This window comes from Mycobacterium asiaticum DSM 44297 (genome assembly GCF_000613245.1).
Lineage (GTDB): Bacteria > Actinomycetota > Actinomycetes > Mycobacteriales > Mycobacteriaceae > Mycobacterium > Mycobacterium asiaticum.
On sequence record NZ_HG964937.1, the window covers coordinates 861,065 to 873,743 of the forward strand.

Below are 12,679 nucleotides of genomic sequence, written 5' to 3' on the forward strand. Positions count from 1 at the left end.
AGGATTGATGCCGCTGTCGGGTGCGCACGCAACACGCACTACCCGCGGGCTCGCCGCATTCCTCGCCTACCTCCTCGGTGCCGTCCTGCTCACCGTCCGCGCCTGGCGCGACCCGGCCCACGGCTGGGCGGGCAACTGTTGCGACCAGCAGCAGACGATCTGGTACCTCGGCTGGACACCGCACGCGCTGGCCAGCGGTCTGGACCCGTTCTTCACCACCCAGATCGGCGCGCCTACCGGCGTGAACCTGATGTGGAACACGCCGATGACGCTGCTGGGGCTGCTTGGTTGGCTGCCCGCCAAGATCGGCGGCCCGATTCTCGGATTCAACGTCCTCATGGTCCTGGGCATCGCGCTGAGCGGATTCACCGCCTGGCTCGCGATCCGCCGCTACACCGGCGACGGTGCCGGCGCGATGGTCGGTGGTGCGGTTTACGCCTTCTCTCCGTACATCGCCTCGCACGCGGCCCTGCACCTCAACCTCGCGACGGCCTGGGTGCCCCCGCTGTTCCTGTTGGCCCTCGACGACCTCCTGAACACCAGGCGAAGGCCGCCCTGGCAGTCGGGAGTTGCGCTCGGAATCCTCAGCGCCGCACAGCTTTACATCACCGAGGAAATGCTTGCCGCGAGCGTCGTGGCCGCCGGGGTACTCGTCGGCGTGATGGCACTGGTACACCGGGACGGCCGAACGCGGCAAGCGGCCCCCGGGCTCGCGGCCGCACTCGGCGTCGCCACTTTGACCTTCCTGACCTTGACGGCCTACCCGCTGGCCGTCCAGTTCTTCGGTCCGCAGCGGATCAACGACCAAGTGCAGGACCCAAAGCTCTTCTCGACCGATCTGCTGAACCTGGTTCTCCCGACGCCCTACCAACTCATCGCTCCGGATGCTGCCACCCACGTGTCCGCAAAGTTCAGCGGCCTCTATCACGAGGCGACCGGCTACCTGGGCGTGCCGCTCATCGTGCTGATTGTCGTGGCCGCAATCCGTCAATGGGGCGACCGAAGAGTCCGCATCGCGACCATCACCGGCGCACTCATCCTCTCCTCTCGCTCGGGCCAGAACTCCACGTCGGCAACAACGCGTTGCACATCCCGCTGCCGTGGCTGATCTTCTCGAAGCTGCCACTGCTCAAACATCTTCTACCGGGCCGCTTTACGTTGTTCGTCTGGCTCGCGGTCGCCGTGGTGATCGCAATCACCGTCCAGCGGGCCATCAGCCTGACCCCGCGCAAACGGGCGCAGTGGCTGCTCGCGACCGCGGTGGCGCTCATGCTGGTCCTGCCTGCCCCGCTCGAACACCACAGGTCCTACACACCGCTGTTCTTCCGCACCTGGGCAAGCCACGGCATCAGGCCCGACGAAACCGTCCTCGTCGCGCCGTACTTCCTCGACGCCGGCGGCCAAGCCGCGCCAATGCTGTGGGCGGCCGACGCCGACTACGGGCTGCGGATGCCCGAGGCCTACGCCTACATGCCTCAACCGGGTGGCCGCACCCGCACCGGACCGCCGCCGACGCGACTGGCCCAGATCATGCTGATGATCCAGGACGACAAGATCCCGGTTTTGGCGCGAGGCGAGGTGCGCGCCCAGGTCGCCGCCGACCTCCGCAACGCCGATGTGCGGCACGTGATCGTCGGGCCGATGCAGGAATGGCCGGCCATGTTCGCGTTCTTCACCGACCTGTTCGGCCGCGACGCGCAGCGCGTCGACGAAATCGGGATCTGGCGTGACGTCAACGTCTGGGGCGTCGTCGCGGCACCCGACGAGCCTCGATAACGGCGCTGATCGGCAACGCCCCGCTAACGCTCAGCGGAATTCTTGCCACCGACCTCGATCGGACACCTAAGATTCAGCAGGTGTTCATCGGCGAAACGCAGCGGGTGCAGTGGCAGACCCGACTGGCCCGTACCTGGCCGGTGCTTGCCATCGCCGCGATCGCGCTGCTGCTGATCGTGCTGCAGATCACGGCGACCCGCTCAGGATTCCAAGGCCCGCTGCACAGCTTGCTCAGTGACTATGTCGCCACTCCCAAATCGGCCACGGTGCCTTGGGTGGGCCTGGGCATGGCCATGGTCGGGCTGGCCAACCGGAGCCGGGTGATCGCGCTGTCGGTGGCCGCGGGCCTCGACGTGCTGTTCACTGCCGAGCGGCTGCTGCGCGGCGGCACCTTCACCGTCGGCAACGGGCCGGTGATCGTGCTCACCGCCTTGGCGCTGGCCGTCGGCTGGCGCCGTCTGGTGAAGGGTGAAAACATCGTCGCCGCCCGGGGCATTGCCTTCGGCGTGCTGCTGGTGATCGCGACCAAGGTCGGCGACGCCTGGCTGAAGATCACCGCGCTCTACCGGCCGAGGGTGCTGGACGTGTACGCGCTACTGGCCGATCACGCGCTGGCCCAACCGTCCTGGCTGATGGGCCGGCTGGTCCATGCCACCGGCCCTGTCTTCAGCGGTGTGCTGCACTGGGTCTACATCGAGTTGCCGGTGGCGGGCTTGGTGGTCGCCGTCTACCAGCTGCGCAACGTCCGTACCGCTGGCTGGCCGCGGCATTTCCTGGTGCCGACCTTCCTGGTGCTCGGCCTGATCGGGCCGGTCATCTACATCCTGTTCCCGCTGGTCGGACCCGACTTCGCGTTCGGCAGCGGTGGCAAGGGATTCCAGGTCGGTGACTTCTGGCCGCACGCCCTGCCGCCGATCGACTGGTCACCGCGCGCGGTCGCCTTCGACGACTTCACCCCACGCAACTGCATGCCGTCGATGCACACGGCCTGGGCGTTGGCGGTGTTTCTGCACTCCCGCGGTGGACCGCGCTGGCTGCGCGCCGGCGGCACGTTCTGGCTGCTGTGCACCATCACCGCGACGCTGGGCTTCGGTTACCACTACGGCGTCGACCTGATGGCCGGCGCGGTCCTGTGTCTGACCGTCGAGTCGGCGTTGCGCGAACTGCAGCCGGGCCGGGTGTGGTCGCGGCTGGGGATGGTGGCCTTTGGATCGTCGTTCCTGGTGGTCCTGCTGCTGTGCTGCCGCTACCTGGCCGAGGTCATGGCCCGCCATCCGCTGCTGTTCGGTCCGCTGATGATCGGCACCATGGCGGTGTTTTGCAGCGCCTTCTACGCCACCTTCATGGCACGGGCCACCAAGCCGGCGAGTACCGCGCGCTCCGTCGGGAGCAGCCTCGCCGCGGCCATCATGACGGGGGAGCACGCCGCCCAACCCGAGCACGGCACGAGTCGGGCCTGACGGCTACGACCTGGAGTTCAGTAGCTCGTCGATCTTCTTCAGCCGTTTGGTGACCAATCCCGCGATGTCGACGGACCGGTCCGGGGAGCAGGTGACGATCTCCGACACCACATTGGCCTTGGCGATCACCGCGAACTCGCACACCCACTTCTGCCCGACCAGGTTCGTCGACCACTGCGCCACCTCGGGTGGCGCGTCCGCCAACGGCGTCGGATGCACGGTGTTCCGGCGGCCGTCGTCACCCCAAGCGGTCACCGGGCGCTGGCAGTTGGTGACCGTCTTGCGCACCGAATCGAGAAAATCTGCGGCATTGAAGTCGCTCGGGTAGGTGGCCGACACCTCCAACAGCTGATGCTGGTCCACCTGGTGGTCCTGCTGCGTGCGCGCCTCGCGGCCGGTGTAAGTGGTCGGGAACAACGGGTAACGGCCGAACGCGACGGCACCGTGACACTCGTCCGGATCGGCGCCGATGAACAGCGCGGACTGCATGTCGGTTTCGGTTAACGGGCTCTTGGCCACCACCGCGAACGATCCGGACGCCGTCAGCAGGTCCTCAAGCTGTGACGGGAAGATCGGGCCGGTGGCCATCGCGCCCTTCGGGGCGGCCTTGGGGGAGCCGTCGACCACGCTGTCGCAGGCCGAGAGCGCCAGGCAGCACCCGAGCGCTGTCAAGCCAATCCGCAAAGAAAGGCTGGCGGGCACGATCACAAGCTCCAGCATTCATCAAGAGCCCCGATAATCGCGCGACAACTCCGCGAATTTCATACCTTGACAGTGTAATCGTTACAGTGTCATCGTTAGGCATGGGCGAGCGGGCGTCGTGGACGCTGGACGAGTTGGTGAGCCGGGTTGCCGCCGCGCTGGCCACCGCCGCCTACCCGGGATCGCCCAACGGCCGGGTCCGCGAGGTGCCGGATCGCCGCGCTGTGCGGTGGTACACCACCACCGGACTCGTCGACCGCCCGACGATGCAAGGCCGCACCGCGATGTACGGCGTCAAGCAGCTGCTACAGGTCGTGGCGGTGAAAAAGCTGCAGGCGCAAGGTCTTCCGCTCGCACAGATCCAAGCCGAACTGGCCGGTGCGACCGAGAAGACGCTGCACCGCATCGCCGACATCCCCGACGAACTCCTCACCGCCGAAGCCGGCCGGTCGGCCACACCGGAGCCCGCCCAGCGCCGCGCCCGGTTCTGGGCGGACCCGGTGCCCGAACCGACCGCCAACGGCTTGAGCACCGCGTTGTCTGCCGTCGGCCTGCCCGGTGGGGTGCTGCTGCTGTTGCCGGCCCAACCCGCCGACGACGACATCCAGGCAATTCGTGCGGCCGCCGGGCCGCTGCTGGAACTGCTGGCCGACCGCGGCCTGCTGCCCATCGATGAACGGAGTTCGTCATGACCGTCCGCATCACGTGGCCGACCGACGCAGCGAGCGCAACCGACGGCCACCTCGGCGCCCTGCGAACCGAGCGGGGCAACCTGCCGCTGGACCGGATCGACATTCGCGTCGACGTCACCGGCCTCACCGCCCAGGTCGAGCTGACGCAGGACTTCGTCAACACTTTCGACGTACCGCTGGAGGCCAGCTACGTGTTCCCGCTGCCGGATCAATCGGCCGTCACCGACCTGCGACTGACCCTCGACGGCCGCATCGTCCCCGCCGGGCTGAAAGAACGTGAGGAAGCCCGGCGCGGTTACGACACGTCCGTCACCGCCGGACGGCGCGCATCCATCACCGAGGAGGAACGCCCCGACGTCTTCACCATCCGCGTCGGCAACATCAAGCCCGGTGAACGGGTGAGCGCCGCAATCACGTTGGCTATCCCGCTGTCTTGCGAGGACGGCGAGGCGACGTTCCGGTTCCCGCTTGTGGTTGCGCCGCGCTACATCCCGGGCGAACCGCTCGCCGATGCCGCGGTCGGCGACGGCCACGCCGCTGACACCGATGCCGTTCCCGACGCGTCCCGGATCACCCCGCCCGTGCTGCTGCCGGGCTTTCCCCGCCGCATTCCGCTGAGCATCGACATCGGCATCGACTCCGCGGAGCTTTCCGACGTGACCTCGAACCTGCCGACGGAAACCACGGACGACGGCCGCCTCAAGGTGCTGACCGGCGCGCGCGCCGACCGGGACCTGGTGCTCCGAATGCCCTATGCCGCAAAGGATTCCCTGCTGCTGGTGCCTGACGCCGCCGGTGACGAAGGAACCTACCTGCTGACCGTGCAGCCCCCGGTGTCGAATCCGACTGCGCTCCCACGCAACCTGGTGCTGTTGCTGGACTGCTCCGACAGCATGAGCGGCTGGAAGATGGCGGCCGCCCGCCGCGCCGCAGCCCGCATCGTCGACTCGCTCACCGCCGCCGACCGGTTCACCGTGCTGACCTTCGCCGATCGGATCGATCGGCCCGCCGGTCTGCCTGACGGTCTGGTTGCGGCCAACGATCGCAACCGCTTTCGTGCCGTCGAGCACTTGACCCGCGTCGAGGCGGAGGGCGACACCGGCCTTTTCGCGCCGCTGCAGGAGGCGCTGACCCTGCTGCGCGACGCCAAGGACGCCACCGTGGTCCTAATCTCCGACGGGCAGGTCGGCAACGAGGACCAGATCCTGCGCGGGCTGACCGCCGACCTGCAGCGGGTACGCCTGCATGCAGTCGGCATCGACCAAGCCGCCAACGCCGGATTCCTGCGGCGGCTGGCCACTGTCGGCGGCGGCCACTGCGATTTGGTCGAGAGCGAGGATCGGCTCGACGAGGCCCTGCAGGCCATGCAACGCCGCATCGACGCGCCGCTGGTGCGAGCGCTGTCGTTGCACAGCGACGGTCTGTCGCTCCTCGACGACACCGCGAGCCCGGCGCGGCTGCCCGACCTGCTACCTGGAGTGCCGCTCGTGGTTGCGGGGCGCTACCGCGGCAGCGCTGACGGGTCGCTGACGGTGCGGGGCGTCGACCGAGACGGCGCGGACTGGTCCGTAATGGTTGTGGGACAACGTGCTTCAGTGCCGACGATCAGGGCTCTGTGGGCCCGTGCGCACCTGCGCGACCTCGAGGACCGGCATGCCTCTTCGCAGGACCGGGCCGCACGGATCGTCGAGACGTCACTGCGGTTCGGAGTGTTGAGCCGCTTCACGGCATACGTCGCCGCCGACGACCGGATCGTCGCCACGGGCGAGTTACAACACCGCGTCATGCAGCCGGTCGAGATACCCGCCGGCTGGACGCTCGATGCCAAGAACATCGGCGCCAAATATCCCGAGCCGAAACCGCCGCGAACCGTCAAACTGCGCAACGTGATTGCGGTCGTGGTAGCCGGAGCCGTGCTGCTGGGCGGGGGCGGTATCTGGTCGCTGAGCCGCGACGGTTCATCACCAGCGACGCGTGACGGCGTGGCCGCGGGCAAGCTGACCGAGTCCCCCAACCAATACCGGCCCGAGCCCAGCAGCGGACTTCCGGCGACCCTGGGCGGCGGAATAGCCGACAACACCACGGTCGCGCCGGCGCCGCTGGCACCGCCCACGGACACCACGATGAAACGCGACATCGTGACCAACGGGTCGCTGCAACTTGTCGTCGCCGAGCCCGGCCCGGTCGCCGACCGGCTCATCACCGCGGTCACAGACGCCGGCGGGCGGGTCGACTCGCGAACCGAACGGTCCGGGTCGTCGTCGCCGGTGGTGAGTCTGATGCTGCGGATACCGGCCGACAAGCTGGACGCGGTCCTGGCCGACGCGAAGAAGCTAGGCAGCGTGCAATCGATGTCGATCAACCACACTGACGTCACCACCCAGCGCGTCGACCTCGACGCCCGCATCGACGCACTGCAGACATCGGTCAAGCGACTGCTGGAACTGATGAGCAAGGCCGGCAACGTCGCCGACCTGCTGTCCGCGGAATCGCAGCTGACCCAGCGGCAGGCCGAACTCGATTCGCTCAAGGCGCAGCGCTTCACGCTGGGTGACGAAATCTCCTACGCGACAATAACTGTCAACATCTCCACCGAGTCGAAAGAGACGCCGCAAGGCTTCTCCGGGGCGCTGGAACGCGGGTGGCATTCGCTGCTCGGTGCCGCACACGCTGGCCTGCTGTTGATCGGTTTCCTGTTGCCATGGCTGGTCCTGCTGTCGGTGCCGGTGTTCGTGCTCGTGCTGTGGCTGCGGCGCAAAGCAGCGAAGGGAGCTGCAAAGGCGAAGGCCTGAACGCCTGTTTCAATTGTTTCAATTGGCCGGCCGCGGGATAGAATGGTGTCATGTCTCCCGTCAATGCACTCGTCACCCAGGTCGAGGAACGCGTGCGCCGTGACCCGGATTTCGCGCGGCTCCTCGACGCGCTTGTTGACGTGCCGACCGTCCCGCTCGAGCAACTGGAGCGCGTCGCCGCGCGCAAGCTGAACAACGAGCGACGGGCCGGGATGATGGGCGACTTCCGGACCGGAGCCATCCCTACCCGGGAGGTCCAGTCGCGGCTGGGTTACGAGACGCCCCAGGCGGTTCACGAATTGCGCCGCCGCGGCAAGGTGCTCGGCGTCACCGTCGGCAACAACACCTGGTTCCCGGCCTGGCAGTTCCAGGACGGACGGCTGCGGTCCGACCTCCCGGAGATCCTCAAGTCGTTGGCGCGCTTCACCTCCGACCCGGTCGCGGCCGATCGGATCATGCGCATCAAGCGCGAGGAGCTGGGCGGCGTGTCGATCTCGGAAGGGTTGCGCCGGAAGAAGACCGCGGACACCGCCTGGCAATTGCTCGCCGCCGTCGGTGCCTAGCCTCGCCGCGGGATACCGGACCCCGCTGCCGGACAGACGTCCGACCGGCCTGGCCAGCCGCACCGTGCCGGTCGGCACCGAATTGTGGCGCGTCGAAGCCGCCGCGCCCGCCGACTGGACGTGGACCGGGTTTCCGCAGCCGCGATTCCGGTTCGATCCGGAGTCGGGTGCATTCCGCACCCGCTACGCGGCGACCGCGTCCGAGGGCGCGTTCCGCGAGCGCTATCGCGACACCGGCCGGGTCATTCCCGCCGACCACGCGTCCCAATACCTGATCCGGTTGGTGGCGATCCGGCCACTCCGGATCTTCGACCTACGGACGCAACGCAACCTCGACGCGCTCGACGTCGACGATCAGATCAGCACCGGCCAGCGCAACCGGGTCTGGCGCACCTGTCACCGGCTGGCGGATGCCGCCCGCCGCTGGTGGCCCGAGCTCGACGCGATCGTGTACCGGTCGCGCACCACTCCCGAAACCTCAGTCAACTATGCGTTCTTCGCCCGCGAGGCGTTCACCGCGGAATCGTGGTTGCTTGCGGATCGGACCGATATTCTTGTCGACTTGGTGCTTCGGCATGACTTCACCGTCAACTGGGAGATCTAAGGGACATGTCCGCAACGCCGACGCGCTCAGCGGCGCATCCGGCGTTGCGCGCCCTGGCCCGAGCGTGGGCCCCACGTCCCACTGCCGCTAGACGCGCCGCCAAGGACTTCCAGCGGCCGCTGCCGCTCGCCGTGGCCGCCGAGGTCCGCTGGGCATTCCACCCGCCGCGGACCTGGCTGTCAGGTGTACTGGCCAACCTCGTGCTGGCGGCCGCCTGGCTGCTGGTGCAGCCGTTGGCTTCTCGGGCCGAACATCCCACCCCGCACTTCCACCACAATCAGCTCGACTGGGTGATCCTGGTCAGCACCTACTTCTCCTCGTTCATCCTTGCCGACGTCACCACCACCAATCTGCTTGGCGGTGACCACTATCGAGTCGGGCAGGGTCTGGCCGACGGAGTACCGATCTGGCGGGTCCTGATCATCAAGAACCTGGCGTTGATCGTGATCGTCGGCCTGCCGACGCTGGCGGTGGCGGCGGCGCTAACGGTGTCCAAGGAAGGGGTGCCGCAGCTGGCCATGACGATCCCCAACGTCGCGGTGCCCATCGTGTCCTGGCTCGGCGTTGGCAACGTCCTCTCGGTGCTGCACCCGGTGCCGGCCGAACCCCTGATCCGCCGCTGGCGCCAGCGACACAACGTGCGCCGCACCGCGAGCTGGCTCGCGGCCGTTGCGGTGCCGTATGCGGTGTACTACGTGGCCGACCCGATGGGCAGCTTGGAGCACAAGGTGTTTTGGACGCAGATTCCCGCCGCGATCGGCCCGGTTTTCGGCCGCGACACCAAGAGCTTCGTGCATCTCGGCTTGGCCTTGGCGGTATGGGTCGTGGGAACGGCCTTCGCGGTGCTGTGGGTGCGCAAGCGTGGGCTGCAGTTCGGCTGAGGTGAAAGGCGTGGAATCTGCCCCAGGCCAGCCCGGCAAAGCGCACAATCGACCTGATCAACAGATGACAGCAGGAGGTTGGGCAATGAGCCGCTTTCTTCGGCGTTGCGCGATCGGCGCGTTCGTTCTGGCATCGACGGTTTTGACGTCGGTGGCCACGCCGGCCGTCAGCCGCGCTGACGACTGCGCGCCCGGCTGGGCGTGGAGCGTCGAGTTGAACCAGTGCGTCTTCGTGCTCCCCGCGGCCAACGGGCCCGGCGGCCCTGGGGGACCGGGCGGGCCCGGCGGACCCGGAGGACCGGGCGGTCCGGGTGGACCCGGCGGTCCAGGTGGCCCGGGCGGTCCTGGCCGGCACTGATATCCGGCCGGTGTGAGTCGGTTCACACCGCCCCGGTTCTTAACCTAGCTAAGGTTAAACTGGCTAAGTATCCTCTGGCTCGATATTGGGAGAACAGCCGTGCCACGCACCGACAACGACACTTGGGATCTGGCGACCAGCGTTGGCGCCACCGCGACCATGGTGGCCGCCGCCCGCGCCATCGCGACCAACGCCGACACCCCAATGATCACCGATCAGTTCGCCGAACCGCTGGTCCGGGCCGTCGGCGTGGATTTCTTCACCCGCTGGGTCACCGGCGACCTGGCGGCGGCCGACGTCGACGATGAAGAGTCGACCTGGAAGCTCGAGCACATGCCCGCCGCGATGGCCGCGCGCACCCGCTTCTTCGACTCGTTCTTCCAGGACGCGACCCAGGCGGGCATCCGCCAGGCCGTCATCCTGGCGTCCGGACTGGACGCCCGCGCCTACCGGCTGACGTGGCCCACGGGCACCACCGTGTTTGAGATCGACCAGCCGGAGGTCATTGCGTTCAAGACCACGACGCTGGGCAACCTCGGTGCCGAGCCGACGGCCGAGCTGCGCACGGTCGCCATCGACTTGCGCCAGGACTGGCCCGCGGCGCTCGTCGACGCGGGTCTGGACACCAGCAAGCCGACCGCCTGGATCGCCGAGGGTCTGCTCGGGTATCTCCCGCCCGAGGCCCAGGATCGGCTGATGGACAACATCACCGCACTCAGCGCCGACGGCAGTCGGCTCGCGGTCGAAGCCATCCCGAATCGGCCGGAGCGGGACACCGAGCAGGCGCGCGAGATGATGCGCCGCGCCACCGCGAAGTGGCGCGAGCACGGGTTCGAGCTGGACTGGGAGAGCCTCGGTTTCGAGGGTGAGCGTAAGGACGTCGCCGAGTATCTGCAGCAGCTCGGCTGGCAGACCAGCGGAGTGCAGATGGGCCAGTTGCTCGACGAGCACGGCCTGGAACCCGTTCCGCAGTCCCATGACTCGGTGACGATGGCCGACACCATCTACTACACCTCGGTCCTGACCAAGTGAGCGCTCCGCGCCGCGTGCTGAACGGCGCGGTCACCTCGATGTGGAGCGTGCTGTCGCCGGCTTACGACCTGCCGTTCCTGCAGCAGTGGGTCTACCGGCCGCCGCACGACGAGGTGATCGCCCAGCTTCGTGCGCACGGTTCCCGCAAGATCGCCGACATCGCCTGCGGCACGGGCGTGCTCAGCACTCGGATCGAACGGGAATTGCAGCCCGACGAGATCTATGGCGTCGACATGTCCGACGGCATGCTTGGTCAGGCCCGCGCCAAGTCGGACACGGTGCGGTGGCGGCGCGGTCCGGCCGAGCAGCTGCCGTTCGCCGACGGGGAACTCGACGCGGTGGTAACGACCTCGGCGTTTCACTTCTTCGACCAGCCGGCAGCGTTGCGCGAGTTCCATCGCGTGCTCGCCTCCGGTGGTCTGGTCGCCGTCGCGACCCTGAGCGCCCGGCAACGGTTCCAGGTACCGAGTAGGTGGAAACCGCAGCACAACCCGTCCCCGACGGAGATGCGAGCGCTGTTCGAAGACGCCGGGTTCACCGTCAGTGACCAGCACCGCATCCCGCGGCCGGTGTGGACGCAGCTCATCTCCGACCTGTTGACGGTGGGCACGAAGGGCTAGCGGTCCGCTCGCCCCTGCGCGACAACGGGTCTCGGCCCGGTCCCGGGGAGATTATGTCGCGGAAAACCGGGCAAAAGACCAGGTGACTGCTTCCACCTCGACCGCGCGGGTGGGGGACCGGTCACATCAGGTGTATCGGCGCCAGCATTCGGGTAGCCCAGAATCCGTGAGTGGTTCCACGTCAAGCGATCCGGTCGGCATTGGTGATGCCGACGAGTTCGGCGACTCCCATACGGGGACGGCCGACGCGCACACCGTGGCCATGATTCGCCGCAAGTTCGGTCACTGGCTGGATCAGCATCTGGAACTCGACGAGGAACGCGCCGCCGACATCGTTCTCGCTACCGACGAGGCAATGTCCAATTGTGCCGACCACGCCTACCGAATTCTTGACCAGGTCGGCGACCTGACATTGAAGATTGCGTACTACCCCGCCACCACGGAGCTAAGGGTCTGCATCGTCGACCATGGGCATTGGGTTGAGCCCGACACCTCGCCGTCGAATGCCCGGGGCCGGGGCATCATGCTGATGCGCACCCTTGCCGATGACTGCACCATCGACGGCGGAGAGGGGGGCACCACCGTGTGCCTCCGGTTTTTCGGTTGCCCGCCGAACAACTTCGTCTTCAGCCAGGCAAGTTGATCGCCGCGAAGTCGGGCGTTTCAGGCCCAACGAATTCGGCTAAACCTCGGCAGGTTCATAAGTGAGCCTTCAGAGGGTCGATTTCCCCCGAGAGGTCGAGGAGCGCAGCATGAGCCGTGCCGTCACCGAAGTCTTCGCTACACCTCTGCGATTGAGCCCGCGCCTCGTCTCCGAACTCGGTGCCCAGAGCAGCACCATGCGCGCCACCGTGCAGGGCTTCGATTCAGCGGTGATCGTTTATGTCGGTGGCGATATCGACGGGTGCAACGACGGGAATTGGCGGCTACTGCTGGCGGAGGCGTCGGCTTTCGTCACCGCACCTCAGCTTTTCATCGTGGATGTCAACAGCGTGGAATTCATGTCCTGCTCGGCGTACGAGGCGCTGGCCGAGGAGGCCCACCGGTGCCGGGAGCGCGGCATCGACCTGTGCCTGGTCAGCATCGACCCGGCGGTCAGTCGCATCGTTAGGGCGTGCGGTCTCGACGACATCCTGCCGGTGCACACCAGCGCGCCGCAAAGCCTGCAGCTCGTCGAGCCGGCGCACGCCTGCTGATCC

The 12,679-nt window shown here is 67.5% G+C and carries 14 protein-coding genes; 13 read left to right on the forward strand and 1 reads right to left on the reverse strand.

Features of this window, described 5'->3' with window-relative positions:
* Window positions 1-7: 7 nt before the first annotated feature.
* The 3 genes from BN972_RS14340 (at window position 8) to BN972_RS14350 (ending at window position 3,236) form a co-directional block, all read left to right on the forward strand.
* Window positions 8-1,108 (forward strand): hypothetical protein, encoded by a 1,101-nt coding sequence (locus tag BN972_RS14340; protein WP_036358996.1) that lies wholly within the window; start codon window positions 8-10, stop codon window positions 1,106-1,108.
* Entirely contained in the window at window positions 1,084-1,776 is a 693-nt protein-coding gene (locus tag BN972_RS14345) for a hypothetical protein (RefSeq protein ID WP_036358999.1), read from the forward strand. The genes BN972_RS14340 and BN972_RS14345 overlap by 25 nt, the downstream gene beginning before the upstream one ends.
* Before the next feature lie 104 nt (window positions 1,777-1,880).
* Complete coding sequence (locus BN972_RS14350; protein WP_390176220.1) at window positions 1,881-3,236, forward strand: phosphatase PAP2 family protein; 1,356 nt, start codon at window positions 1,881-1,883, stop codon at window positions 3,234-3,236.
* Between the two features lie 3 nt (window positions 3,237-3,239).
* Here BN972_RS14350 and BN972_RS14355 read toward each other — a convergent pair whose 3' ends face one another.
* On the reverse strand, window positions 3,240-3,956 hold the full coding sequence (locus tag BN972_RS14355) for a sensor domain-containing protein (protein WP_051545462.1): 717 nt from the start codon (window positions 3,954-3,956) through the stop codon (window positions 3,240-3,242).
* Between the two features lie 68 nt (window positions 3,957-4,024).
* Here BN972_RS14355 and BN972_RS14360 point away from each other — a divergent pair, with 68 nt between their 5' ends.
* The 10 genes from BN972_RS14360 to BN972_RS14400 all read left to right on the forward strand — a co-directional run bounded on the left by BN972_RS14360 (window position 4,025) and on the right by BN972_RS14400 (window position 12,676).
* The gene (locus BN972_RS14360) at window positions 4,025-4,630 is read left to right on the forward strand and encodes a MerR family transcriptional regulator (RefSeq protein WP_235192453.1); all 606 of its coding nucleotides are present in this window, start codon (window positions 4,025-4,027) and stop codon (window positions 4,628-4,630) included.
* The gene (locus BN972_RS14365; RefSeq protein ID WP_036359006.1) at window positions 4,627-7,422 is read left to right on the forward strand and encodes a DUF4349 domain-containing protein; all 2,796 of its coding nucleotides are present in this window, start codon (window positions 4,627-4,629) and stop codon (window positions 7,420-7,422) included. The genes BN972_RS14360 and BN972_RS14365 overlap by 4 nt, the downstream gene beginning before the upstream one ends.
* Window positions 7,423-7,472: 50 nt before the next feature.
* Window positions 7,473-7,985, forward strand: coding sequence for a hypothetical protein (locus BN972_RS14370; protein ID WP_036359009.1), 513 nt, complete (start codon window positions 7,473-7,475; stop codon window positions 7,983-7,985).
* The gene (locus tag BN972_RS14375) at window positions 7,978-8,589 is read left to right on the forward strand and encodes an RES family NAD+ phosphorylase (protein WP_099051089.1); all 612 of its coding nucleotides are present in this window, start codon (window positions 7,978-7,980) and stop codon (window positions 8,587-8,589) included. Before BN972_RS14370 ends, BN972_RS14375 begins: the two co-directional genes overlap by 8 nt.
* A 5-nt stretch (window positions 8,590-8,594) precedes the next feature.
* On the forward strand, window positions 8,595-9,470 hold the full coding sequence (locus BN972_RS14380) for a hypothetical protein (protein WP_051545463.1): 876 nt from the start codon (window positions 8,595-8,597) through the stop codon (window positions 9,468-9,470).
* An 85-nt stretch (window positions 9,471-9,555) separates the two neighbouring features.
* The gene (locus BN972_RS30445; RefSeq protein WP_216637570.1) at window positions 9,556-9,828 is read left to right on the forward strand and encodes a hypothetical protein; all 273 of its coding nucleotides are present in this window, start codon (window positions 9,556-9,558) and stop codon (window positions 9,826-9,828) included.
* Window positions 9,829-9,927: 99 nt separating this feature from the next.
* Complete coding sequence (locus BN972_RS14385; protein ID WP_036359012.1) at window positions 9,928-10,860, forward strand: SAM-dependent methyltransferase; 933 nt, start codon at window positions 9,928-9,930, stop codon at window positions 10,858-10,860.
* On the forward strand, window positions 10,857-11,480 hold the full coding sequence (locus tag BN972_RS14390; protein ID WP_036359015.1) for a class I SAM-dependent methyltransferase: 624 nt from the start codon (window positions 10,857-10,859) through the stop codon (window positions 11,478-11,480). Before BN972_RS14385 ends, BN972_RS14390 begins: the two co-directional genes overlap by 4 nt.
* Window positions 11,481-11,646: 166 nt before the next feature.
* On the forward strand, window positions 11,647-12,123 hold the full coding sequence (locus BN972_RS14395) for an ATP-binding protein (RefSeq protein WP_051545465.1): 477 nt from the start codon (window positions 11,647-11,649) through the stop codon (window positions 12,121-12,123).
* A 61-nt stretch (window positions 12,124-12,184) separates the two neighbouring features.
* Window positions 12,185-12,676, forward strand: coding sequence for an anti-sigma factor antagonist (locus tag BN972_RS14400; protein WP_390176214.1), 492 nt, complete (start codon window positions 12,185-12,187; stop codon window positions 12,674-12,676).
* Window positions 12,677-12,679 lie beyond the last annotated feature (3 nt).

Coding starts and splice junctions, on each gene's coding strand:
- BN972_RS14370 (WP_036359009.1), top strand. CDS start 7,473: ATGTCTCCCGTCAATGCACTCGTCACCCAGGTCGAGGAACGCGTGCGC.
- BN972_RS14380 (WP_051545463.1), top strand. CDS start 8,595: ATGTCCGCAACGCCGACGCGCTCAGCGGCGCATCCGGCGTTGCGCGCC.
- BN972_RS30445 (WP_216637570.1), top strand. CDS start 9,556: ATGAGCCGCTTTCTTCGGCGTTGCGCGATCGGCGCGTTCGTTCTGGCA.
- BN972_RS14340 (WP_036358996.1), top strand. CDS start 8: ATGCCGCTGTCGGGTGCGCACGCAACACGCACTACCCGCGGGCTCGCC.
- BN972_RS14355 (WP_051545462.1), bottom strand. CDS start 3,956: ATGCTGGAGCTTGTGATCGTGCCCGCCAGCCTTTCTTTGCGGATTGGC.
- BN972_RS14365 (WP_036359006.1), top strand. CDS start 4,627: ATGACCGTCCGCATCACGTGGCCGACCGACGCAGCGAGCGCAACCGAC.